This is a genomic window from bacterium (assembly GCA_019695335.1).
In the GTDB taxonomy this organism is placed as follows: Bacteria; CLD3; CLD3; order SB21; family SB21; genus JABWBZ01.
The window spans coordinates 1-26323 of record JAIBAF010000052.1; the positions used below are offsets into that span (position 1 = coordinate 1).

A 26323-nucleotide genomic window follows, 5' to 3' on the forward strand; every position below is an offset into this window, starting at 1 on the left:
TCTTCTGAGATAACATGTTCAAGCCGGTCAGCCTCTTCATGCACTTTGTCCCATGAGAAATGAAGCGCTTCAACTAAGAATAATTCCAGAAGGCGATGTCTGCGAATAACTTTCAAGGCAAGCTTTTCTCCTTTTTTAGTAAGGCGAACGCCGTGATAAGGAGTATAGGACAGAAAATCGAGGTCGGATAGCTTTTTAATCATATCCGTGACGGAAGCCGAAGAGATGTTCATACTTTCTGCAATGGCTGAAGTAGTAACTTTGTCAATTTTACGGCTTAGTCCAAAAATTTTTTTTAAATAATCTTCTGTTGACCTGTTTTTCATCCGACATATTTATTATATCTAAAATAAAATTTAGGCATGCCTAAAAATAAAAGTTTACTATACAAAAGTCAATAATATTTTTTTAAAATTTAATTGATCGAATGCTTATACAAATTGCATAACTCTTTGCATAAGAAATTGTCCATCCGCAGTGCAGAACTTTCATACAATTTTTAGTTGTTACTTTTTGTAAACCTATAAATTAACTTGACTTCATTAAAAAACTTTATAAATTAATCAAGACTCAATCACCATTATTCTTCATTCATGAACGCCTTTCTTTTTTCTTTCAACGAAATGCAGAGGATTATATGAAAATTGCGGTTTCGATCGTGTTGTTTTTGACGGTGTGGTTGACGGGAGAAAGTTTGCACGCCCAAAAACCTTCGAAGGAAGTACAGAAAGACTACAACGACGAGGCCAAGAAATATAGCAGTTATCTGAGCGCTAGTTTTGCTTATCGTTACATTTACAATGAGCAATATCTATACGATCTCATTCAGGTAGTGGTGAAAGATTTGAAAAACCGCAAAAGCAAGGGGACGTTGTCTAAAGATATCGAACAGGAATGGAAAACTGCGCTGGCTTCCACTGAAAAAAAAGACGAACTCAAAAAACAACTCAATGATATTTCGTTAAAAATCGTTGAAGCACGCTCAGTTAAAGCGCAGACCGGGGAATTAAAAGACGCCGAGGCACTTGTGGATCTGCACACTGAGTATGAAAGGATTTATGGCGAAGAATTTGAACTGACACGGCTTGGAATTGTTTCATTGCGGAATCAAATCTTAAAAGTGAGTCAACCAACCGATAACTCGACTTTGTTGGGAATGCAATTGGATATTGCTTTCAAGCGATATTTGCAAGGAGTTTATCGAACAGCGGCGTTAGAATTTGAGGATATACTCGAAGGTTACAAACCTTATTTTACACAATGGGATGACGTGTGCTTTTATTTAGGCGAGTGCTATTTCTATATGGGTGATTATGAGAATGCGGAAACTCAGTTCGCAAAAATTACTAAGGATTATCCCGATTCCAAGTTCGCCGAAAGGGCGCTTACTAAATTAATCCGCATGGCCTATGTCGAGACAAGCCGGAATAAAATGGATCGCTATTACGGTGAGTACCAGACAAAAGTAGGTAAGAAAGTTGGATCCGAAAATAAATACTACGAATTAACTTATCTTGCGGGTATAACCAATGTTCGTACGTCCGATTATTCTCGTGCCATTACTATTTTGAGCGAAATACCGGCCACGTCGATGTATTATATCCCGGCATTATATGGAATTGCCAATTGCCAAGCTAATCAGGATGTATATGAGACGGCAGTTGAAACCTTAGAACAAGTCATTAAGCCCAAAACAAATGTTAAAATTTATGATTTAGATATTCAACGCAGGATAACCGATTTAGCAAAATTAAAAATTGCATACATCCGCTATGAACAATCCGTCAATGGATTAAAGGCGCGTGCGGTTATGCCTCAAGTCGATCGTCTGAGTTCCGAATCGGAATATTTTGATGCGGCGTTGTTGGTAGCCGCCTGGGCTTATTTCAAAGATAACAACATCGATACAGCTAAAATTTACGTTGATTCCCTGGTACGTAATTTTCCATCTTCTGATTTTGTTTTTGAAGCCAAAACGCTTTTAGGCAATGTTCACGTGCTTGACCCACTCTTATCCGATAAAGATCGAGAACTCTACTCTGTTGAAGCATACAACTATGTTGCAAACTCGATGGAAGCGAAATATTTGGCCGATCAATTTGTATCAGAAAGAGATTCTATTTATCGTGTATTAGATCAATTGGATGAAGCCAAACAATCGGCGAGTTTCCGACGGGACAGCATTTTATATAATCGCTACAACATCATGTCGAGAATGTTGAAGATTGCCCTTCGAGACAACGGCTTTAACAAAGCGTCAAAAGCCAGCGGACGTTCCAGTTTTTATTTCGAAGTAGTTTCTGGATTAGTCGGTAAGCTTAAAGTTGCGGAACAACGTTTGAAAAACGCTGAGGCAAAAAATGATCAGAAAGCCATAAAGGCGTTAACTCAGGAATTAAATAAAACGGCCACGGATCTGGAAACAGTTGTCGGATATAATTCCAAGACGGCGCTCGACAGTGGTAGCGTCGACCAATCCGTCAAATCGCTTGCCGATCAGCTCGGTGGCGAGATGAATGAGGTTGTTCTGGATGATTATTCGACATTTCAAACACAAAGTTATTTCTCGCAAAATAATCTGCCCCGTTTATTAAGCGAGATTGATTCTCGAAACCGTGCTTATGCAATTTTGAGAGAAAAACTGACTCGTGAGAAACAACAAGTGCAGGACCAATTAGCTGAAATAGATCGATTGATGGAAGAAGCTCAGGCAAAAAATAATAAGAATGCGATTATAAAGCTTAAGACAGAACGAAACAAACTTGCAGATTTTTACTATCAACTTGCAGATTATGAAGTATGGATGACGGCCCAAGATAATATTGAAAATTATGCTGACTTGGATTTGTGGGGCGATTTTGCGGCTTATGGACGTAATAACATCACATATGTTATTAATACAACTAAAACCGAAACTATTGATGATATGGGCCGGGCTATAGCACAAATCGATAAGATCCTGGCCGAACGTAAGAAAAATTATGAGCATCAGATCGCAGTTCTTGAACAGGAAATCAAACTTAAAGAACGCGAGATCCGTGAGAAAGAATTGCGGGAAATGCGCAGCTCTCAAAAGCAATTTTTTGAACAACAATACTTTTTGATTAAAGATACTGAAAAACCCGACGATGATCCGTATGATTATAAAGACATTGTTCCGGAAGTAGTGACCATATCCGATAGTGCTCGGATTAGTAATAAACAGCAGAATGATAACAAAACTACCGAAGAAACCACCTCTGACAGTACTGCAGCGACCGAGATTGATTCGGTAAATCATGCTCCAATGGACTCGATTTCAAACGGAACGGAAGAATTCCAATCGGATGCTGATAGCACGAACGGCGAGAAGCAGAACGAAGAAAAATCGGAAGAAGATGTTGATGAAAGTGTTGATAATGGCGGTGAAATGGCTTTATACATTTATCGGGATGCGCTTAATGACCCCAATCGTTGTTCGGTAATGGAAGAGTTGGTTTGCCCTCGCAAATACTCTTTTGTTGCAGCTTGAGTTAAAATTGTTAAAAATGTCATTTTAAAAAATAAGCGGGAAGCATTATGAAAATTTTTACCAAAGCGCTTGTGGTGATGCTGTTGATGATGGTGCAGCTTTTATATGCACAGGACGGTAAAAACTCAAAATCCGACGCTTCATTGGAAAAAGTTTCAAGTGAAGATCTTCTGAAATTAAAACAAGATCTTGAAGCGCAGAAAAATAAGCTCGAAGGCGAACGTCTTCAATTGTTGGATCAAGGTCTTAAACAGAGTAAAGACTATCTTGAAAAATCTTCAAATGCAAGTTCGGCTACGACAGCTTTAGTGTTGCTACAAAGGGCCGAATACTTGTTTGATGTATCGAACGATAATTTTCAAGTAGCCAGCGATTCTATTGCAGCTGAAAATAATATTCGAGTTGTCGAATGGGATCGTAAAAAAGAAACACTGCGTCAACAATTGATAGCTGAAGGCAAAAAAGACGCCGATATTGAAGATGCCATCAATCAATTGCCCGCGGTAGAATTGCTGCCTGATCCCGAACGTGATTTCAGTGAAATTTTGAAAACTTACCAAGAACTGGTTGATAAATTTCCTGAGAGTCCGTATGTGGTTGATGCAATGTATAATATCGGCTACATCAAAGAGCAAGAAGGTAAGCAACTGAAATTCCGTGAGCTTAATGATCCTAACGCCAACGGCCGATGGGCTCAAGAAGGTGATCGTAAGCAAAAAGAAGCCCTGAAAGTTTACCAGGATCTTGCCGTACGATTTCCAGATAGTAAATATGCACCGGAAGCCTATAATCGTATTGGAGAATATTATTTCGGACGCGGTGGGGATGCCGATCTTCAAAAAGCCATAAAAAATTATCAGAAAGTTTTGGATTATCCTCAATCGACCAGATTTCAAGAGGCGATTTATAAGTTAGCGTGGACTTATTATCGGCTTGGCGACTACCCGCAGGCCATCAGCTATTTTACTTACCTTGTTGATGACGTCGATTCAGCACGTACACACAATTATGAGTATCAGGAATTAGATGTTGAAGCGATCATTTATATAGGTATCAGCTTTAATCGTTGGGCTGAACAGATCGATCTGGCTCAAGGAACGAATGATGGCGGGTATAAACTAATCAAACAATATATCAATGATGCCAAGTTGATGGAAAAGCGTTATGCGCCAGACATCATGTGGCAGTTGGCTGAATCCTACAATCTTGAACAAAAAGATACACTGGCATTGAGTGCTTATAATACCTTATTGGAAACCTATCCATTGTATTGGCGAGCTCCGGATGCTCAATATAAAATTGTCAACACTTATGAACGTTTATCGGCTCAATCGCTGGATAAAGGAGTAGCGAAAACTATATTAGATAGTGTATTGGCTCATCGTTTTCAACTCTACGAAGCGTATAAACCCAATAGCGAATGGTCTAATGCCGTAGCGGATAAAGAAGTTGTCCGGCGAGGTAACCGCATGGCGCGTGACGTTTTAGTTGACAACATATTATATTTTTACGGGGAAGCCCAGACCACCAATGATATGAACAACTGGAAAATATCTATGGATTATAGCAAACAGTTCATATCCTATTTTCCTGTTGATACTTTTGCATATTTCTTCCATTACAACTTAGCGTATATACAATATCACTTTTTCGGGTTGTTAGACTCGTCGTACGAAGAGTATTTAAAAGTGGCTAACAACTATCCTTACGACCAATACCGGTATCGCGCATCCATTGATGCTTATCAAATAGCCGATTCGCTATATAAAATGGCTCCTTACAGGAAACCTGTCAATGCTCCCGGAGACAGTGTAATAGCATTGACATCGGGTGAAGAAAAATTAATTGATGCTATTAATAATTACGCTCGTCTGTTTCCCGATACGCTTAGCAAATATCCCGTTGATTCACTCGATAAGGAAAAACCGGTCATGGGCGTACCAGGAAAACAAACGCCTGATTTTCTCGCCTATGCAGGTGAAATTTATTTTAATCACAACGATTACGCTCGTGCCAATCAATTTTTTAACACCGTTTTGACTCGGTATCCCAATCATCCGAAAGCGCAACTGTCGCAGAAGTATTTGATGAATGCGTATTATATCCGGAAAGATTATAGAAGTTCAGAAATTGTTGCACGCAAGATTTACGAGAGTCCGAACTCATCCGTGGATCAAAAAGATGAAGCTGTAAAAACGATATTTGTTTCAATATTCAAGCACGCCCAGCAATTTGAAGAACGGAAAGAAAGTGCCAAAGCTGCTCGCGAATTTGAACGTGCTTATAGCGAAGGACGGAGACTTAATTATGCCAAGGTAGAAGATGTAAGTGGCGCGTTATATAATTCTGGCCAACAATATCAATCGTCCAAAGAGCTAAAACGCGCAATTAAAGTTTATGAAACCTATGTTGATACATTTCCTAAGCAGAAATTTGCACCGGCATCAGCCTACAATGCCCACTACTTATATGCAGAAATGCGTGATTACCGATCGGCAGCGAGAACCGGTGAACGATTGGCCGACGCCTATCCGGAATTCAATGAAAACAACGGAGCGTTGACTGCTGAGATAGTATTATATAATAGTGAGTATTATCTGGAACAGGCCGCTAAACAAGCCACTGAAGAGGGTGATTCGACAAACGCCAAGTCGTTGAACTACGAAGCGATTCGTCTTAGTGAAAAATTTGTAAAGCGGTATCCCAAATCCCAATACGCGACAGACATTGATTTTGGCATTGCCAATTTATACTTCCTTGTGAACGATGAAGAAAAAGCATTTCAAAAATATCGGGAATTCGCTAACACCTATCCTACGGACAAACGTAATGTGAAGGCATTATATGATATCGGCGTAAACCATCTTCGTAAAGGAAGACGAACCGACGCTATCGTCGCGTTTAATGATGCTAAGAAAAAGAGCGATGAACTGAAGAATCTTAAATTAGATTTTAATAAATATTTTGCCTCAGAAGCCGTATACGAATTAGCCAAGATTAAATACGAAGATTTTTCTAAACTTCAGTTGAAGCTACCCAATGTTGATCAAAAAGAAGACCAAAAACTGTCGCTCGTCAAAGAATTGATTCAGTTATATGAAGACATTACTGGCTACGGTCAAATTCGCACCTATGAAGCCACTTATTATCGGGGACTTGTACGCGAAGAATTCGGGGATGCTTTACAGAACAAGGAGTTTAAACAAGAGAAAGATTATGTAAAGCAAGTAATTGCTCAACGTGATGTGTATCAAGGTGCCGCTGCTGCATATCGCGGAGCCGTCGACGAATATCGAAACGGCTGGGCATTCTTAGATAAAGCCTATAATAAATTTATTGAAGACGAGAAGAAAATAGCTGATTCAGTTCGAGCTAAGTATCCAAATAGTCCTGATTCAGCTGATCTTGTGATCAAGTGGACGATTGAAGGTAAAACAGCTAAGGATAAAGATTTATCGCTTGCTGCAGCTAAAGAACTGGCTATCAAATACCGGGATTTGGCCAAATCAAAAATTTCACGCATTTTGTATGCGACGGCCAATTCCAAAAAATTGGTTATGGACGCGTTTCTTGCTGCCCCGACGACTTTTGAGTACGGAACACCTGAATACATTTCAGAAAAGCTATTGGGCATGAAAGTTATTTCTGATGCGGCGAACGATGCTATCAAAGCATATGAAGCTTCAGTAACCGAAGCCGATTCGTTGAATATTGACGATAAGTATACAGCAGAATGCCGGCGCAATATTATTCGGCTTACTGGTATAGTTCCGAATGAATTGGGCAAATTAGCTTTTACGGTTATGGAACGTTATCGTGAACAATCAACGCAATACAGAGCGGTTGTAGCCGGTGGAGAAAATTGGGTTGACCCTAAAACGCGTAAAGGCTTTTATGATGTCTTCTATGATATACCGATTGAAATGAATACTTACATGTCGCAGTATGCACAACCAATCGGCCAACAGGCAATTAAAGCATATTCAGCGGCTGTCGATAATGCCAAAGAAAAAGGCATGTTCAATGAAGATGCTCGCGTTCTTCAAAGAGAGATGTTTAATTTTGCGTATGAATTTGCAAAATCAAATTACGACGAAGCCGATACTTCAGATTATTATTACAAACGGTATGAAGCTATATATTATGCCAATGAAAGTAACGATGCTTTTGCATATTACAGCGAAGCGAGTGCCACTTACAATCAAGTGATCACATTTGCTCGTGAAAATGCAAAAGGTGTTTTGGAAGAGGCTTACAATTCGGCAACGGATCTTAATGTTATAACCCTTGAACCCGATCCTGATGACGCGCAACAACAAGTCGCTAAAACAAATAGTGTTGCCGCAAAACGGCTCTTGGCGCTTCTTGGTAAATATGATGCTTATTATGCCAAGCTTTTGAAGTTGAAGTCGGTGACAAAAGTGTATGCATCGAATTACACAGATTGGTTATCTTATAATAGGACCACTGAGTCTTGGCAAACTTCCGGTTTTAACGATGCAGGCTGGTATCCCTCCGCTGCACCGCCGAAAGATGAAATCGTTCCACATTACGTTTTAGATAAAAACGAAGCATACCCGATGTGGATTGGGCTAGGACAAAAATTTAATACGCCGAAATTGCCTGAGCCCATAGAGCCCAAAGAAGAAACGCCCATTGAAATTCCTCCGGTAGATTCATTGCAACAAGGTGATTCGCTGAAGACGGATGAGTCTACGAATGATTCGACATTGTCGGATAGTACGCAATCGTTTTATAGCAAAGCTCGTTTAGCTAACGCCTATGTTGTCCAGGATTCGTCTGTTAGGAAAGTGTATTCCGATATTGAAATTCAAAAAATCCTCGATACGTCCCGTGTCGTTTACTTCAGAATAAAATTCAATATTGCAGGTAGTCCTCAAGGCGGTAAACTTTATGTGGCTTCCGATGGATATTATGAATTCTATATGAATGGTGGTTTTATCGGAACAGCTCTGGCTGAGAAGGAAGATGCGAGGGGAGATTCGTTAGAAATAACTGACCTTTTCCCGGAAAACTTTATTCAGGGTAAAAACGTATTAGCGTTCGTACTTAAAGATATGGAATCGTCTAAAGAACATCATGGCGTGCGTATATTGCTGGAAGTGACCGAAGTCGAAGATGCAACAGCGGAATTTGCTGAGCCAGCTCTGCCACGCAATGAAGCCTTAAAAAATACTTTATTTTTACGCGGCCGTGTTGTAAAGGCGAAATAAGTGAAGGAGTATTGCATGTATAAATTGTTTTTGTCAATATTCGTCTTAATGGCCGCATTGATTCTTAATGCGCCGCTAACCGCACAGCAAGAGATTAAGCACCCTGATATGGAAACTATTTTTGACGATCAGGGGAATGAAATTGTCGTTGAGGTCACTACTCAAAGGCCACCCGATGCCAGATTTTATGATGTTCGAGAAGAGGAGGGACCTAAAGGCCCCATTCTTGCCGTGTATTATAAACCTACCGGTGACCTTGTGACCATTTTTCTTAAGACAACGATTCGGGGAAAAGCAGAAGGCCCTGGGGTTTCATTATTCCAATCACGTGTCGCCCCTCAAATTGAAAAGGTTATTGGTCAAAAATCTTATGAAAAAGATATTAAACGGCGCTACTTGGATCTTCTTTTTGTCGATAAGACGAAATTTTTAGATCGTGAAAAAATTGACAAGAAAGAAATTGATGAAATTATCAAACGAAAACGTAATTGATTGTATTTTTGGAAATAGTTGCCTAAAAACTTCTTGCATTTAAAGAAAATGTTTATATATTAACTGTGCATTTTTATTCATACCTTGCATCTACATTTTTATTTGAACAATACAACTCTGTTCTTTTGTCTAATTACGATTGTCGCGTTGTTGTTAGTTGTGCTGAGACCACTATAATAAAATTTCAATTTAAATAGACTTTGTCTTTCATTCCATTTGAACATTAACAGGAGGATTTTATTCATGAAAAGCATCATGGTAAAGTTGATGGGTTTGGCACTAGGTGTGCTGACGTTGACCGTTGCAGTGAGTGTAATAACTTCTGACAATGCAATTGCTAGCAATATTATATTACTTCAGGATGCCGGCACGGAAGGTGCCGCGGCTCCGACTGAAACACAATCAGGCGTTGCGTTGTTCTTTCAGCAGTTTTTCTTCTCGTTCAAATGGGAAGCTGATGGTAATATGTACATGTGGCTCATAGCTTTGTGCGGCGTGTTTGCGATATCCATCATGGTTGAACGTTTATATTTCATTTTTGTTCGTTCCAATGTCGACGCTCCGAAATTTATGGCTGAAATTCGTAAACTCGTTGCCGGTGGCAATTTGAAAAAAGCGATCGCGCTGTGCGAAACAGCCAAAGACAAAGCGCTTCCATCAGTTGTTATGGCAGGCTTGAAACGCGCTGTTGAAAAAGAAGGCGGTCCATTGGATTTTCGTGCCATTCAAAATGCAGTGGACGAAGGTACGTTAGAAATTATTCCTAAACTTACCGAACGCGCAGGTTACTTAGCTATGTTAAGTAACGTTTCGACTCTTCTCGGGCTGATGGGTACGGTATACGGTCTGATCTTGTCCTTCGCTGCCGTCGGTAACCCGGCTTTGCCAGAAGATAAAAAAGCGTTATTGCTTGCTAGCGGTATTTCTGCTGCAATGCAAACGACGATTTGGGGATTAAGTATTGCTATTCCGTGTATCATTGTCTATACGATTATCACTACTAAAACAGGTAAGATCATTGATGAAATGGATGAGCACATGGTGAAATTGATCAACTTGATGACCGGAAATCGTTAATCGGTATCTTGTTGAGTGATTTTTGACAGCATTGATGCATAAAATTATAGCCAAAGGATTGAACCATGGCATTTAAACCATCTGCAAGACGTACCGTTAAGGTTGAGAGTACCGAACTGGATTTACGTCCCATCATGAACATGATGTGTATTTTGATTCCATTATTACTTAGTTGCTCTCAATTTGTTAAGAATACTTATATTGCCCTTAATCTTCCGCCTTTAGGAGGCGGTGGCGGCGGCAGTTCTGAGCAAAAAGAACCCGAAAAACCCAAAGTCGGATTGAAATTAGTCATTACTGAAAAAGGTATGACGATCGCTGGTAATGCGGCTGTGTTGTCCGGAGAAGCCGGCGGCGGACCGACTTTACCGAAGGTTAATGGGAAACACGATTTCACTGGCCTTGAAAAAAAGATTAAGGAACTGACTAAGGCTATTTCTGGGAAAGGTTTTGAAGACGAACGCGTGATTATTATAACAGCGGAAGACGCTGTGGAATATCAGGAAATAGTAACCGCGATGGATATTATTACTATTTCGGCTGAAAAAGAGTTGCGCGATCCTTCTACTGGAGCAACAGTCAAGGAGCCTTGGTTTGTAAACATTGGTGTTGGAAAATTGATTTTGTAATCGAATCTATGCTTTTAAGGAGAAACTATGGCATTTAAACCTTCTGCCGCAAAAAAGAATATGCGTAAAGAAGAAGGCACGTTAAATATGAACTCCATGATGGACATGCTTACTATCATGCTCTTGTTCTTGCTGATGTCTTTTTCAACTGAAGGATCTCTGGCTACCAAAGCTGAAGGCCTCCAGCCTCCTAAGATTTTGACAAAAAATAAGCCTAAAAAATCATTGGTTGTGGCAGTTTCTGCGGGTCACGTTTTCTTCAATAAAGAACCAATTGCTGAGATCGATAAAGTTTTGGCTCAAAAAAATAGTTTTGTGATCGAAGAACTTGCAGTCAAATTGGATGAAGAAGCGTCAAAAGCCCTTGATCTAGAAGCCAAGTTTGGGATTGAATTCAAAAGAGAGTTGATAGTATATGGTGACCAACACATGCCTTTTAATGTTTTATTAAAGGTTGTCGTGACTTGCGGTCGTAATCAATTTTCCAATCTTCGGCTGATGGGAAATCAAGCCAATATGGGCGAGGTTATGTAATGAAAATTATCCTAATTCAACAGGCTTTAAAAGGAGGTCTGCAATGAATATCTTAAACCATGATATCAAAAACAGAAAGCTGTCAGCGACAGCCGTGCCTCCTGGTGGAAGAGCCTCTGCGGGGGCGCGAGAAGTACGTATTGTTGCATTTCCAAAAGAATTCCAAAAAGACTTTTGGAAATCAATGGACAAGCGTATTATTTCGGTTTTCTTTATTAGTTTGTTTTTAGTATACGGGCCACTTATTTATATGGCTACTCGTCCGAAACCACCTGCAGCAACCCAAATTGATAATCGATTACTCAAGAAATTGGGTAATGTTATGAAAGTTGATCCTAAGCTTCTTGAAGAGATCGATAAGCCTAAGGAAGAAGAAAAAAATGACGAAAATGCGACTGCAACAGCAACCGTGAAGGCTCCGACAGGTAATGTTGGAAAAGCCGATAAGGCGGCCCAAGCTAAAGCGGCTGCTCAAGCGCGTGCAGGCAAAGCCGCTAAGGCTGCCGCAGGCCGTGGCGTATTGGCCGTTGCCGGTGCGACGGGAGGATCGGGTGGCAAGTATGCTGCCGTGGATTTCAGCGGTTCATCTACAGGTCTTGATAATGTTCTTGGACAATTAGGCGGTATCGGCGATGCTACAGGCGCTGCCGGCGAAAAATCAGTATTAGGCGCTGGCGGGACTGTTGGAGGGGGTGCTGGTATCGATGAATTGACTACTGAGCTCAGCGGAACTGGTGGTGTATCAGTAATCGGTGGCGCAGCAGGTAGCGGTCTTATCGGTGTTGGTAAAGCTTCAGTATCCGGCGGCGGCGGCAATGTTTCTGCAGGTGACATTCAAGGTGTAATCGATCAGAATGCTGCTGCAGTCAATTCCTGTTATACCAAAGAATTGAAAAAAGATCCAAGCCTAAAAGGCAAATTGAGCGTTCAGATCAAAATTAATCCGGCAGGCAAAGTTGCTGGCGTCACAGTAACCAGCAATTCTGTAGGTAGCGCGGTTTCTCAATGCGTTCAAAATAAGATCCGCGGCTGGAGCTTCCCGAGAGGTAAAAAAGGTATGATTACCGTCAATCAAACCTTTGTGTTCACAAAGTAATTTTTTGTAATCATAGTTTCTTACAAACCGTCTCGAGGCATCGGGACGGTTTTTTTATATTTATGGAGTATATTGATTCATGACACTTTCAACGGCTAACCGTACCCATACCTGTGGAGAATTAATTCCGGCTATGACCGGAGAAACTGTTACAATTGCCGGCTGGGTGCATCGCCGGCGCGATCTCGGAGGGATCATTTTTATTGATCTCCGCGATCGTTATGGAATTACTCAAATTGTTTTTAACCCGGATCAGAACATTTATGAAATGGCTAAGGAACTTCGTAGTGAGTTCGTCATTCGTGTTACGGGTAAAGTAGTTACACGTGATTCAAATAACGTCAATAAAAATTTATTGACAGGTGAGATCGAAGTTGTCGCTGAAAAACTTGATATCCTTACGCGTGCTAAAACACCGCCGTTTGCTTTAAATGAAGATTTAAAACTTGATGAGGATCTGCGACTGCAATACCGCTATCTCGACTTGCGCAGACCGGCGATGCAGCAAGCTCTTTTGTTCCGTCACGCGTTGGCACAAACCGTCAGAAATTTCTTTTCTGGCGAAGGTTTTGCCGAAATTGAGACGCCGGTTTTAATGAAAAGTACACCGGAAGGCGCTCGGGATTACCTTGTTCCAAGTCGCGTCCACGCCGGTAAATTTTACGCTCTACCTCAGTCTCCTCAAATTTATAAGCAATTATTGATGGTTGCAGGAATGGATCGCTATTTTCAGATTGTTAAATGTTTTCGTGATGAAGATTTGAGAGCTGATCGGCAGCCTGAATTCACTCAAGTTGATGTTGAGATGGCATTTGTCGATCGTGAAGATGTCATGAAGAACGTCGAATTGCTGATGGCGAAGATTTTTTCTGAATTGAAAAATCTTAAAATTTCGTTACCGCTTAAACGAATGAGCTATAGCGATTCCATGCGATTTTATGGAAATGACAAACCGGATTTACGTTTTGATATGAAAATTTTTTATATCAATGAACTGGTTATCCATTCCGAATTTAAAGTATTTCAGGAAGCTTTGTCACGAAAAGACGGCGCTGTTGCCGGTATTAAAGTTAGCGGTGAAGCGGGCACTTTTTCTCGAAAAAAAATCGATGAAGTTACGGAGTTTGTCAAATCATACGGCGCAAAAGGAGTTGCAACAATCAAGGTTGAAACCAGTGGCATTACATCATCGATTGCCAAATTTTTGAATCCTGATCAATTAAAAGCGATTGTCGACGCCGCCGGTGCTCAGATCGGGGATGTATTATTAATTGTAGCGGATTCGCAAAAAGTAGTGCAATCGGCTCTGGGCGATCTTCGGCTAAAATTAGCCGAAGAACTCGGGCTGATGGATGATTCGAAATTTGAGTTGTTATGGGTTGTTGATTTTCCGTTGTATGAATTTGATGAAGAGGAGAAGCGGTTTATCGCTATGCATCATCCTTTTACAGCGCCGATGGATACCGACCTGGAGTTTATGGATACCGACCCGGGACGCGTCAGGGCCAAAGCGTATGATTTAGTACTTAACGGTACTGAAGTGGGAGGCGGCAGCATCCGTATTTATCAAAAAGACATTCAAAATAAAATGTTCGATGCACTTAAATTGACGCAAGAAGAAAGGGAACTAAAATTCGGTTTTCTTTTGCAGGCTTTTGAATATGGCGTTCCGCCCCACGGTGGTATTGCATTGGGGTTTGACCGGCTTGCAGCTTTATTAATCGGAAAAAAATCAATTCGCGATGTGATTGCATTTCCAAAGACGAATAGCGCCGTGTCCCTTATGGACAACGCACCCTCGGTGGTTGACGATAAGCAGCTACGTGAATTACATATTAAGATCGATGATAAAAAGAATTGATTTTCTTGAACTCAATTTTAAAGAATTATGGATATCATGTATTTCGGACTGGCGGGTGGATTTTTGACAACGATTGGATTTATTCCTCAAGTCATTCGCAGTTATCGGACCAAAAGCGTCGACGATGTTTCATTGATTCAACCAATTGTGTTATTATGTGGTATGTCGTTATGGCTCATGTACGGAATTTTTTTGGGTGATGTAGCAATCATTTTAGCCAATCTTTTTTCCATTTTCTTTAATCTGGCGTTAGTGCTCATTAAAATAAACTACGGCAGACGATTTTCAATCAAGCAGCAACGTGGTGAGGATTTATGAAACGAATTTGGTTGTGGAGTTCGGTAATATCGGCTGTTATCATTGTTGTCGGTTTTTTACAGTTTAATAGCTGTACGCCTGATTCCATGCAGGGCCAAAATCGTAGCGTATTTTCAGGAGGGCTCAAAGTTTTGTCGGCCACTCCGAACGGTCTGGTTGACGATATGGATCAGTTTTATGCGGTTGTAGTGGTCTTCAGTAAAACGATGGTACCGCTGCAGTCTTTACCTGAGGGAGATGGTACCGGACCGCTTGTAATCGAGCCTTCCGTCAAAGGAAAATATCGCTGGATGGGTACGAATACATTGGCTTTCATTCCGACCGATACGCTGCCCTTGGCATCACGATTTAATGTAACTGTTCCCAATACGGTTAAATCGCTTGATGGTGAGCGACTGGCTCAATCGTATCAATGGTCATTTGAAACATTGCGGCCAAAATTTATCAGATCCAGTATACAGGACAATTCCAAAGAAATTGATCTTTCTCCTACCATTTATTTGTTATTCAATCAAAAAATATCATTGGCCAGCGCCAAAGAAAAAATAGATTTGTTCAATGCTTCGACTAACCAAAAAGTATCGATCCGCATTGATACTCCTGATTCGGTTGAAATACGTGATTACCTCGATCGCTATAATTACGGTTATTATTATGATGAAGAATATTCCCGATCACAGTCAAGCCCGGATATTTTAGGGCGTTTGTTGAAAATTGTCCCGGTACAGAAACTGAGTATGTCGACGGACTATGAATTAAATATACGGGCAGGTCTTAAAGGAGCTATTGGTAATTTAGGAACTGTTGAAAACAAAAAGCTGAGCTTCACGACTTATGGCACGTTTGAATTTCAATACTTAACAGCGCCGGAGTATCCAACCTATCCCATCAAAATTAAATTCAGCAATAAAATTAACGCTGAAGATTTACGGGACCATTTGTCATTCAAACCTGCGGCTGAAATTCGCGATGTTTATGAATCTTATTGGGACGATGAATACTCGGCTGTTATTTATGCTGAATTGAAACCACAGACGCGATATGAAATTCGTTTTGACGGAAGCATGAAGGATATTCATGGCAATACTCTGGGACAAGACGTGGTGCGCAGCTTTCAAACAGGTGACTACGAGCCTAATGTTTACTTCCCAACCGGCAGTCACGTGATCGAATCGTATTTAAGTCACGATCTGAACGTATCGGTATTAAATCCGAAAACTGTAACGTTGCGTTTGGGTAAGCTGATGCAAAACGATCTGATCCGTGCAGTCAACCAAAATTTCGAGTGGGCGGAAACGATCGATTATAATCAGTGGTCATACCAACGATCCGGTACCCCGCCGGTTGCGAAAAACCAACAACAATTGATTCCGATTAAATTGGATGAAGCGTTGGGCGCTGATAAAAGCGGAGCGATTTTGATTGAATTGCAGCATGAAACCTGGGACAGACCGAGGAGAGCTATCGTACAGATTACCGATATTGGTATTACGGCAAAATATTCGAGGCTAAATAATCTGATTTACCTGACTTCGTTAAAAGATGGCGCGCCGGTTTCGGGGGCCTTTTTAGAAATCAGAGACGATAATGGCCAGGTGAAATGGAGCGGTCAGAGTGATGAAAATGGTTTTGCTCAAACTCCGGGATGGGGTCCGCTCGGTATTACGCCGTCGAATGAATGGAACGAGCCGACTCAATGGATTTTTGCGATGAAAGGCGATCAGAAAGCTTTCACATCATCGAATTCAACTATTGAACTTTATCGTTTCAGGCTTCCGATCAGTTGGCGTGTTCGTGAAGAGGATGAGGTATCCGGTTTTCTTTTTACTAATCAAGGAATCTATCGCCCCGGTGATAAAATATATGTCAAAGGTCTTGCCAGAAAAATTCATCAGGGAGCATGGAGCCTTCTTGAGGGCAGCGAACGTTCCGTTAAAATAATTATCAAAAATCCATCGTATGAAGAAATCTGGTCAAAAGATATTATGCTGAGTGAATTCGGCGCATTTGATATGTCGTACGATATCGATCCGAACGCTCCGTTGGGCTATTATAGCATTCAATTGCAAGATGGGCAACAAATTGCATCCGAAAGTTTCCAGGTTCAGGAATTCAAGCCGGTGGAAACAGAAGTAACGGTACAGAGTAAGAAGAATGATTATGTGTGGGGTGAGAAATTCGAAGCGACATTGGACGGACATTATCTTTTTGGGGCGCCGGTGTCGAATACCGAAATTCAATGGAGTGTGACACGGTCGAAAAGTTATTTTGAACCTCAAGGTTATGACGGGTACTTTTTTGGTTCTTCATCCGATTATGATTACTATAATTATTACCAGGAAAGTAGCTATGCATCGGTTCTGGCGAGCGGTACTGAAAAATTGAATGAGCGAGGATTATTAAAAATCGCTCTTCCGCTCAATAATGCCGGTAAATCCGAAACGTCCAATTTAGTCATCGAAGGCACCATTCAGGATAAGAATCGCCAGGTTGTAAGCGGACGAAAGAATATCACGGTTCATGCCGGGCAGTATTACATTGGAGTTAAACCGTCTACAACATTTATGACCATGGGTGAACCATTTTCTATCGATGCAATTGCCGTGACTGAAAATGGCGAAAAACTGCAAGGAAAAAAAATCGATATTGATGTAGTTCATCGTGAATGGATTTCCGTTCGTGAAAAAACCAGTGACGGGTCGTTTCAGTGGTCGTCCTCGGTAAAAGACTCTGTCGAAGCCCGTATGACCATTCAATCAGGAAAAGATCCAGTTACCCAACTTATTGCACCTAAAACGACCGGTTATTACAGGATCATAGCCACTGGAAAAGATGATCTGGGCAATTCGATTGTCTCCTCATGCTATGTGTATGTTACCGGTGCAGATTATGCAGGCTGGCGAATGGATAACGGCGACTATATCGATCTCGTGGCCAATAAAACAAATTACAATCCCGGCGAAACCGCAAAAATATTGGTGAAGTCACCCTATTCAAAAACCCGTGCGATGGTGACGGTTGAGCGTGAAGGCGTTTTATGGCATAAGACGTTCGACCTGAAAGGTAACGCCAGTTTAGTAGAAGTTCCTGTCACGAAAGATATGATCCCGAATGCGTTCATTTCAGTTATGCTGATTCAAGGACGCACGTCGATGCCTACAGCGGAGCGTCTCGAAGATCTTGGAAAACCCAGCTTTAAAATCGGTTATGTTCAATTGGCCGTAAATGCCGAAGAGAATAAACTCAAAGTTGCTGTTAAGCCTAACAAAGAAAAATTTTCGCCGAACGAATGGGTTGACGTTGATGTTACAGTGCAAGATCATCAAAGCCGTGGAAAATTATCCGAAGTAAGTTTGTATGTCGAAGATATTGGCGTGCTGAATCTGGTCAATTATCAAACGCCTCAGCCGTTCGACCATTTTTATAAAGCCCGCGATCTTGCGGTGACGACTTCAGAAAACCGGCGGTATGTTCTGGATCAGATTGTAAGCAAAGATTTGAAAGAAAAAGGCGGGGTTGGCGGCGGCGGCGACGAGGCTTCTTATCAGGCAATCGCCGTACGCAGTAATTTCAAATCTTGCGTGTATTGGAGCCCTTCAATAATGACCGATGCCAATGGTCGTGCGAAAGTACGTTTCCAATTACCCGAGAATCTGACCGGATTTCGGATTATTGCCGTCGCCCATACGACAACGTCGCAGTTTGGCAGTGCGGCCAAAGACATTACGGTCAGTAAACAACTGATGCTGCGTCCGGCACTTCCGCGATTTGCTCGGGTCGGCGATGATGTTGAAGCGGGTGTGCTGGTGCATAATTATTCTGACAAAGACGGAACGGTGAAAATTTTTGCATCAATGGATGGTGTCAGTTTATCCGACCAGCCGCAGCGTGAAATTACAATTAAGAAGGGCGGCGCGGAGGAAGTAAGATATAAATTTAAAGTTACGGAAAATAAAACGGGAACCTTTACGTTCAAAGCTGTCATGAATGATCTGACGGATGGCGTCGAAGTGAAAATTCCTCTCCGGGTGCCATCCTATACTGAAACTGTTGCACTCAATGGAAGCAGTTTAAGCGATCATCGTGAAGAAGTGATCGTGCCCAAAGATATTTTCGAAGACTTTGGCGGTTTGGAGGTTCAAACGGCTTCGACGGCGCTGGCTGAACTAGATGGAAGCGTTCAATATTTATTCGATTATCCTTATGGATGTCTGGAGCAAAAAACATCACGGGCCTTACCGATTATTTTATTTGGTGACGTTGTGAAAGCATTTAATCTTCCAGCGTTCAAAGAGGGCGGCAACAACATCGAACAAGTCATTCAGAATTATGTTGATGAAGTTCCACGGTACCAGACTTACAATGGCGGTTTCAGTTATTGGCCTGGGAGTGACTATGAGTCGCCATACGTTTCAGTCTATGCTATGTTTGCATTGAACAAAGCGCGTGAAAAAGGATTTTACATCAATGATGATTGCTTCAATCGCGGCTTGAATTATCTCAAAACCTTGGTACGCAATCCAAAAATTGATCGGTATGGATTAGCGTATTGGCATACGACGAATGCATTCGCATTGAATATGCTTGCTGAAAACGGCTATTATGATGCGCCGACAGCTGAATTATATTTTCAACGCCGTGATGAGATGCCTTTGTATGCGAGAGCGATGTTGCTCGGCGCTATTTATAAAGGACGCGGCAATCAGGCCATGATCGAGGAATTGAAACGTAATATTACTAATTCAATTAAGATGGCGTCGGTCACGGCTCATTTTGAGGAACCGAATGAATCGGGTATGGAATGGACATTCCATTCCAATATACGCACGACGGCCGCTGTGTTACAGGTCTTTCTTGAAATGGACGGTGAAAACGTCCCATGGGCCGAAAAAGTCGTTCAATATATTCTGCAGGAACGCAAACTCGGACGATGGAGAACAACACAGGAAAATGCGTATGTGTTTTGGTCACTCGGAACATACTTCAGTATTTTTGAAAAAACGATTCCCAATTTCTCATCGCAAGTCCTGTTGGACAGCAAAGAAATTTTGAATGAGATGTATCAAGGTCGTACAACAAAAAATGCGCGCGCTGAATTGACTCTGGCTAATCTCAGAAAAGAAACGCCGTTGCCGCTTGAATTTAAAAAATCCGGAGATGGCAGGTTGTATTATACAGTTAGAATGACGTACGCGCCGAAAAGCGGTGTGCCGATCAAAGCGCGTGATGAAGGGATCAAGGTCGCCAAAACTTTTGAGGATATGAATGGCCAGATAGTTTTGTCCGGTCGATTCAAAGCTGGCGAAATGTATAAAGTTAAGTTGACCATAAGTTCGGCACAGGACAGGAATTTTGTTGTTGTCGACGATCCGCTTCCGGCCGGATTCGAAGCCATTAATGTTAATTTGGCGACTTCCAGCGGACAATATGCTCAGAAAACAGGCAGCTCAAAACGCTGGTGGTGGAGTTGGGGAGATTTCAATAATTCTGAATTGCGTGATGATCGTGTCGTCGTGTTTGCCGATTATTTTTCCAAAGGAACTCACACCTATACGTATCTTGTTCGTGCGACGACGTACGGGCAGTTTGAACTTCCGACGACAAAAGCCGAAGAAATGTATACGCCTGAAGTTTTTGGAACCACGACCAATCAAACAATCTGGGTACAATGAAAATTCGCGTACGGCTTTTTGCAATGTGCCGGGATATTGTTCGGCGAGACGTTTTGGAAATGGAGTTACCTGCTATGGCAACCGGTGATGATTTCTGGAATCGTATTGTGAAAGAGTTTCCCCAATTGTCGCCCTATCAGAAATTAAGCCGGCTTGCAATCAATTTAGAATACGTTCCAAATTCCATTGTGATCAAGGAAGGCGATGAAATCAGTATCATTCCACCTGTTAGCGGCGGGTAAGCGATTAGAAAGTGATTTAATTTTTGATTCAAGAGTCCAACATATTTATTGATATTTCGGACGAACCGGTCGATGTCACGAAATTATATCAGTTTGTAGTTTGCAAAGAGGCAGGAGCGGTTGATCTGTTTGTTGGAACAGTGCGGAATGAGTTTGAAGGACGACCGGTAAACGGAATCGAGTACCACGGATTTCCCGAAATGGCCGAACGGTTATTAAGTGATATCTGCAAAAAAGCCATGGCCGAATGGGGAATTCAAAAAGTTGCAATCCAGCACCGAATCGGATATTTACAACTGACGGAAGCGAGTGTGATCGTTGCCGTTTCATCGGCGCATCGGCATGAAGCATTTACCGCGTGCCGGTTCATCATGGAAGAGGTCAAGTCTAAAATTCCTGTCTGGAAAAAAGAATATTTTGCCGACGGCTTTGCAGAATGGAAGAACGACGTAAATCAACCAAAAAAATCTTGATATGCAAAGTCAATTTGTATAAGTTTACCCACACCTACTTTGTTGATCCCTCATTATTGTTGAATGCATTTTTTGATCACTCCTAAACCTTGCGGTGGCAAAATGAAGCAATCCGTGACCCGATTCTTAATTTTGCTTTGTATTCCTTCGATGCTTTTCGGGCAAGTTATTCAGCAGGATTCTCTGACGCTTGTCAGCTTGTACACGAATACCAACGGTCCGGGTTGGACAAATCGGACGAATTGGAATTCGGCATCGGCGGTTGGTACATGGTACGGTGTAACGGTTTCGGCCGGACGTGTAACGTCATTGGATCTTTCCAATAACCAATTGTCAGGCAATTTGCCCGATGCTATTGGTAATTTAACAGGGCTAACTTCGCTTCAACTATATGGGAATGCATTGAATGGAAGCGTTCCGGATACGCTTGGAAATTTAACCAATCTCACAAGTTTAGGATTGGAAAATAACCAGTTTTCAGGCACTATTCCCAGCGCGATAGGGAAGCTGAGCATTTTAATTGAACTCAATCTTTTTAACAATCAATTTACCGATTCGATACCGGGATCTTTTCAATTGTTAACTAATCTTCAAAAACTGAATCTTCAGAGTAATCGGCTGATCGATTTACCCAATCTGAGCAATTTGTCTTCATTGAACGAATTGAAAGTAGAAAATAATCGCCTGACGTTTGAAGATATCGAGCCCAATATCGGAGGACCGAATTCGGTTTTCACATATTCTCCTCAAGACAGTGTCGGTGCATACAACGATACAACGGTAAACGAAGCGGTGCAATTGATCATGGTTGTGACAGCTGGTGGCGTCAATAATCAATATCAATGGAAGAAAAACGGAGTCCCGCTCACAGGGGCGCAGCAGAGCACCTTTACAATCGATTCAGTCAAACTAGGTGATGCGGGTACTTATACGTGTGACGTTACGAATACAGTGGCGACGTCTCTTACATTGAGGCGAAGGACTATCAGAATTACTATAACCGGCACTGCGCCGGGAGTACCTGGCAGCCTGACGGCGACGACAGCTTCGCCAACTCAAATTAATTTGGGATGGAATGCATCGTCCGGCGTGAAAACGCGCTACAGAATTTTCCGATCGGCGGATGGGACGAATTTTTCTCAAATTGATTCGGTAAGTAATGTGACGACCAGTTATTCAAGTACCGGTTTGAATTCTAAGACTCAATATCATTATCGTGTGATGGCGGTTGGTAATTTTGGGAATTCAGGTTTTTCTAATTCGGCGAATGCAACGACATCAAGTTTTGTACCGCGTATCGTGCGAAGTATTCCGGATACATCAGTACAACAAGGTTTTGTAAGATTTTATTATCGGTTGCTTCGAAGCGTTTTTACGGATGACGATGACGCGACATTAAATTATTCTGCTCAGGCTGATTCAGCACGGGTGAACGCAATTGTCTCAAACGATTCACTCTATCTTTCGGCTGATGCCGGTTTCGCGCATCAAAGCCGCGTGATTGTAACAGCCGCCGATGCCGATTCATCTGTAGCGGATACGTTTTTATTAAGCGTCAATTCGGATACTCAATTACCGGTCATTTCCAATATTACGGCTCTGTCATCTACCGGAGAAAATACCGTTATCGATGTTTCTTGCCAAGTGACGGACAACATCGGTGTGTTAGGGGTGGAATTATTTTACAGCGAGGGCAATGGATCATTTGCTTCCGTAGCCATGTCGGCAGCGGGTAATCAATTTTCGGCGCAAATTCCTGCTGCTGCTGTGACACGTAATGGGGTTGCTTATTTCATTGCGGCGACCGATACGAAATCAAACGTTAAACGGAGCGATACAGCGTCCGTGACGGTTACATATGCCGGTTCCGTATCCAGCGCGGATGTTAGCGGTGCAGCCTATGCAGGAGGAATGCCTAATTTGCGCTGGCGTTTATTATCGGTACCAGCTGACCTGGACAATAAAAATATCGGTGCGTTGTTTCCCGGATTGAGCCGCGATCAATGGGCCGCTTATAATGAATCGGGGACTGAAGTGAGTACCATCGCTAACGGGCGTGGCGTGTGGTTCAAACATAAAATCGGCAGCGATACGATGCTGGTACGGATGGGCAGCGGGCGGAGTAATGCCACTTCCGATTTTTCGATTACTTTACGCCCGGGATGGAACATCATTGGCAATCCTTATTTATTTACCATTCCTGTAGCGCTCGATCAGTCGCTGTTTTATGGTCCAATTCAATACAATGGGTCTTCCGTAGAAGCGGCCGGGTGGAGCGGTGTCGTGACTACGCTGAATCCGTTTGGCGGTTATGCGTTGTACAACCGGTCCAGTACAAATACGATTATCGTTATGCGCCCCACCGGCATTTCGCTGAGTAAAAAATTCGAAATCCAACCGTCATTCAGATTACGGATCAGCGCGCGAACAGAAAAAAATCAAATACTGTACGGTGACGAGTATAATTATTTTTCAAAAATTGTAACCAATAATCCTGATACGTACAATGCGCCGGAACCGGAAACCGTCGGCGATAACATTTCCGTTTATTTCGAACAAAGCGGAAAACGTTTAACCCAGATGTACCGTTCGTCCGGCGATGGGGATGTCGTGGATGTTTTTGTCAGGTCTACGCTGAAAAATGTACCGATACAATTGAATTTTAATATCGAAAACAATGATCAAAACGATATTGTTATGATTTTTGATATCACGCGTAATCGTATTGTTGATGGAAGTGCCGTTGAATTTGTGCCAACTGAATCCGGAGTATCGATGTTTAAAGTCATTGTTGGCCGGAAAAACTTTGTTGGCGAAAAATTCCTTGAAACCATTTCTGAATTACCCAAGGAATTCAGTTTAAAGCAAAATTATCCCAATCCGTTTAATCCGACGACCCAAATCCGGTATGCTATTCCAAAACAGGGCCGTGTGTCGTTGAAAGTTTATAATGTATTGGGGCATGAGGTTCGGACGTTGGAAGACGGCTTCAAAGAAACCGGCGTCTACGATAAAACATGGGATGGGAAAGATATTTTAGGCAGATCGGCTGCATCGGGTATCTATGTCTATCGTCTGGAATATCTGAGCCTGGACGGAAAACATTTGACTCAATCCAAGAAAATGTTATTACTGAAATGATATTATATAATATAATATTACAGATTACCTTTATTAACGAGGTTAGGATTTATGTCTAAAATTCAATGGATCGTATTGGCCGCTTTAGCGTTTGTAATTTCCTGCGGAACCACCAGTCAATCGTTTTTCGGAGAGGATCCTGAACTGGAAAACCTTTTGAAAGGCGAAGATTACGCAGCGTTGACGGTCGCTGATAAATATGAAGTGGCAGAATATTTGATGAGGAAAGGCGACGTTGAGAAAGCCCGGGCTATTTACGAAGATATTGTGACATACAATCCGGGACTTATTCCGATCAAATACAAATTAGCGAAAATTTATTTATCATCCGGTGAATTAACGTTTACCGGTAAAGACGAAGACGGCAAGAACATTCATTTTACCAAAAACGGTAAAGAATTGGGCGAAGCAGTTTTGCGTGAAATTATCGAACAAGATCCCTCCTATTTACCGGCGTATTCGGAATTAATTGTTGTCCGTATGGCCGCTCAGGACACGCAACAGGCGTCGCAATTGTACCATCAGGTGTCAGGATTGGATAAAACTTATATTTCAGCCGATTACAGAGTTGGATATCTTGAAATGTTGAATGAATCGAATGCCAGTCGGTTCGAAGATGGAATCAAAGCTATGAGGTTGGGACAAAAAACTTATAACGATTTATATACTTCGTACAAAAACTTAGCCAATATCCAAAAAGTCCAAGATCTGGATACATTAGCGTATCAATCGTATTTAAAAGCGCTTGAATACCGGACAGAGGCGGCCGATCTTTTCAGCGTTTATCATGAATTGGCTGATGTGTGCGTTAAGATCTGGCACAATAAAAAAGATGAATCATACAAAATGCTTGCTCTGGAGTATGCATGTACGAGTATGGACTATTTTGCCGATTATGAACCGTCAGTTGTATTGATCAAAGAATTAACTAATATCCAACCGGGCGTTGATACGGCTTCAACCGATACTGTTTCAGCTTATAAAGCAGCCGCACGTGATTATTGCAGCAGCATTGGAAAATCAAAAACTTCGGTAGCCGGGGATAAAGGTACGGTTATACCAAAGAGTTATTTACGTGAGACGCTTGTGCCGCGCGGCGAACGAGGAAAACGCAAAACCAGCGCCTCGAATACCAAATGGGTTGTTGGAGGTGCGATTGCCATGACGGCCGTTGGTGCAGCTGTTTTATTAGGCAGCAGCGGTGGCAGCGGTAATAGTAATTCCGGTTTAGGAGCGCCACCGACTTTCCCGAATCCTTGATTTTAAAGCAGATGCTCTTCTTAGGGTATCTGCTTTTTTATTAGCTTTGTACATCAAAAAGTATCTTGACATCCCGAAGGCTTTTGTCTATTTTCCCGATAGACCCAAACATCCCCTTTTCTTATACCTATACCTTGCGTTTTCAAACTGGCCAGTGAAATCACGACTGACATTGGTTCTTCAATAATCGAACATACCAACTTTAGAGGATTGGAAAATGCGCAAACGTTTCAATGTAGTAAACGTGTTACTTACCGGTGTTACTTTTTTATTTTTAATTTCATCCAGGCTGATAGCCGGATCGGTACCGGTGACCAATATCAACAATACTGGAGCTGGATCGCTGCGAAGCGCCGTTTCATCAGCAGCGCCGGGAGACACGATCGTATTCAATGCAGGATTAGCGGGACAAACCATTACGCTGACATCAGGCGAGATACTGATCAATAAAAATTTAACGATCATCGGGCTTGGCGCGGCCAACCTTACCGTCAGCGGCAATTCATCCAGCAGAATATTTGTTGTCACCGGAGGAGTAACCGTCACTATTCGAAAATTGATGTTGAGAGACGGATTTGCCACAGGATTTACACACGGCGGCGCTATTCACAATGATTTCTCTACAGTCAATCTCGATAGCTGTATTTTATTTTCCAATTACGCAGACCTCAGCGATTACGGTGGAGGTATTTATACCAGCGGCGATATGACGATCATGCGTTCGATCATTGACAGCAATGTGGCGGATTATGGCGGCGGTATCTACAACGATGGCGGGATAGT

16 protein-coding genes are annotated in these 26323 nt (G+C 42.0%); 15 read left to right on the plus strand and 1 reads right to left on the minus strand.

Annotated features, from left to right (window positions below):
• Positions 1–326: metal-dependent transcriptional regulator (locus K1X84_12555; GenBank protein ID MBX7152466.1), on the minus strand; the 326-nt coding region annotated here is incomplete at its 3' end.
• A gap of 311 nt (positions 327–637) precedes the next feature.
• Here K1X84_12555 and K1X84_12560 point away from each other — a divergent pair.
• From K1X84_12560 to K1X84_12630, 15 genes are all read left to right on the plus strand, one after another.
• Positions 638–3511 (plus strand): tetratricopeptide repeat protein, encoded by a 2874-nt coding sequence (locus K1X84_12560; protein MBX7152467.1) that lies wholly within the window; start codon positions 638–640, stop codon positions 3509–3511.
• Between the two features lie 47 nt (positions 3512–3558).
• Positions 3559–8745: a tetratricopeptide repeat protein gene (locus tag K1X84_12565; GenBank protein ID MBX7152468.1), complete on the plus strand. Its 5187-nt coding sequence runs from the start codon at positions 3559–3561 to the stop codon at positions 8743–8745.
• 15 nt (positions 8746–8760) lie between these two features.
• Positions 8761–9237 (plus strand): hypothetical protein, encoded by a 477-nt coding sequence (locus K1X84_12570; GenBank protein MBX7152469.1) that lies wholly within the window; start codon positions 8761–8763, stop codon positions 9235–9237.
• 243 nt (positions 9238–9480) lie between these two features.
• Positions 9481–10314 (plus strand): MotA/TolQ/ExbB proton channel family protein, encoded by an 834-nt coding sequence (locus K1X84_12575; protein ID MBX7152470.1) that lies wholly within the window; start codon positions 9481–9483, stop codon positions 10312–10314.
• Positions 10315–10379: 65 nt separating this feature from the next.
• Positions 10380–10943, plus strand: a complete 564-nt coding sequence (locus tag K1X84_12580; protein ID MBX7152471.1) for a biopolymer transporter ExbD — start codon at positions 10380–10382, stop codon at positions 10941–10943.
• A 27-nt stretch (positions 10944–10970) separates the two neighbouring features.
• On the plus strand, positions 10971–11477 hold the full coding sequence (locus K1X84_12585; protein MBX7152472.1) for a biopolymer transporter ExbD: 507 nt from the start codon (positions 10971–10973) through the stop codon (positions 11475–11477).
• Between the two features lie 43 nt (positions 11478–11520).
• Positions 11521–12573, plus strand: a complete 1053-nt coding sequence (locus tag K1X84_12590; protein ID MBX7152473.1) for an AgmX/PglI C-terminal domain-containing protein — start codon at positions 11521–11523, stop codon at positions 12571–12573.
• Positions 12574–12652: 79 nt separating this feature from the next.
• The gene (gene aspS, locus K1X84_12595; protein ID MBX7152474.1) at positions 12653–14434 is read left to right on the plus strand and encodes an aspartate--tRNA ligase; all 1782 of its coding nucleotides are present in this window, start codon (positions 12653–12655) and stop codon (positions 14432–14434) included.
• A 27-nt stretch (positions 14435–14461) separates the two neighbouring features.
• Entirely contained in the window at positions 14462–14752 is a 291-nt protein-coding gene (locus K1X84_12600) for a SemiSWEET transporter (protein ID MBX7152475.1), read from the plus strand.
• Complete coding sequence (locus K1X84_12605; protein ID MBX7152476.1) at positions 14749–20424, plus strand: hypothetical protein; 5676 nt, start codon at positions 14749–14751, stop codon at positions 20422–20424. The genes K1X84_12600 and K1X84_12605 overlap by 4 nt, the downstream gene beginning before the upstream one ends.
• A complete protein-coding gene (locus tag K1X84_12610; protein ID MBX7152477.1) occupies positions 20421–20666 on the plus strand; it encodes a MoaD/ThiS family protein in 246 nt (81 codons plus the stop codon). The genes K1X84_12605 and K1X84_12610 overlap by 4 nt, the downstream gene beginning before the upstream one ends.
• A 23-nt stretch (positions 20667–20689) precedes the next feature.
• A complete protein-coding gene (locus K1X84_12615) occupies positions 20690–21139 on the plus strand; it encodes a molybdenum cofactor biosynthesis protein MoaE (GenBank protein ID MBX7152478.1) in 450 nt (149 codons plus the stop codon).
• Between the two features lie 102 nt (positions 21140–21241).
• Positions 21242–24280: a fibronectin type III domain-containing protein gene (locus K1X84_12620; protein ID MBX7152479.1), complete on the plus strand. Its 3039-nt coding sequence runs from the start codon at positions 21242–21244 to the stop codon at positions 24278–24280.
• Between the two features lie 51 nt (positions 24281–24331).
• Positions 24332–25540: a hypothetical protein gene (locus K1X84_12625; protein MBX7152480.1), complete on the plus strand. Its 1209-nt coding sequence runs from the start codon at positions 24332–24334 to the stop codon at positions 25538–25540.
• A gap of 217 nt (positions 25541–25757) precedes the next feature.
• On the plus strand, positions 25758–26323 hold a 566-nt coding region (locus K1X84_12630), incomplete at its 3' end, for a hypothetical protein (protein MBX7152481.1).

Coding starts and splice junctions, on each gene's coding strand:
- K1X84_12565 (MBX7152468.1), top strand. CDS start 3,559: ATGAAAATTTTTACCAAAGCGCTTGTGGTGATGCTGTTGATGATGGTG.
- K1X84_12585 (MBX7152472.1), top strand. CDS start 10,971: ATGGCATTTAAACCTTCTGCCGCAAAAAAGAATATGCGTAAAGAAGAA.
- K1X84_12570 (MBX7152469.1), top strand. CDS start 8,761: ATGTATAAATTGTTTTTGTCAATATTCGTCTTAATGGCCGCATTGATT.
- K1X84_12580 (MBX7152471.1), top strand. CDS start 10,380: ATGGCATTTAAACCATCTGCAAGACGTACCGTTAAGGTTGAGAGTACC.
- K1X84_12590 (MBX7152473.1), top strand. CDS start 11,521: ATGAATATCTTAAACCATGATATCAAAAACAGAAAGCTGTCAGCGACA.
- aspS (MBX7152474.1), top strand. CDS start 12,653: ATGACACTTTCAACGGCTAACCGTACCCATACCTGTGGAGAATTAATT.
- K1X84_12625 (MBX7152480.1), top strand. CDS start 24,332: ATGTCTAAAATTCAATGGATCGTATTGGCCGCTTTAGCGTTTGTAATT.
- K1X84_12620 (MBX7152479.1), top strand. CDS start 21,242: ATGAAGCAATCCGTGACCCGATTCTTAATTTTGCTTTGTATTCCTTCG.
- K1X84_12575 (MBX7152470.1), top strand. CDS start 9,481: ATGAAAAGCATCATGGTAAAGTTGATGGGTTTGGCACTAGGTGTGCTG.
- K1X84_12560 (MBX7152467.1), top strand. CDS start 638: ATGAAAATTGCGGTTTCGATCGTGTTGTTTTTGACGGTGTGGTTGACG.
- K1X84_12610 (MBX7152477.1), top strand. CDS start 20,421: ATGAAAATTCGCGTACGGCTTTTTGCAATGTGCCGGGATATTGTTCGG.
- K1X84_12600 (MBX7152475.1), top strand. CDS start 14,462: ATGGATATCATGTATTTCGGACTGGCGGGTGGATTTTTGACAACGATT.
- K1X84_12605 (MBX7152476.1), top strand. CDS start 14,749: ATGAAACGAATTTGGTTGTGGAGTTCGGTAATATCGGCTGTTATCATT.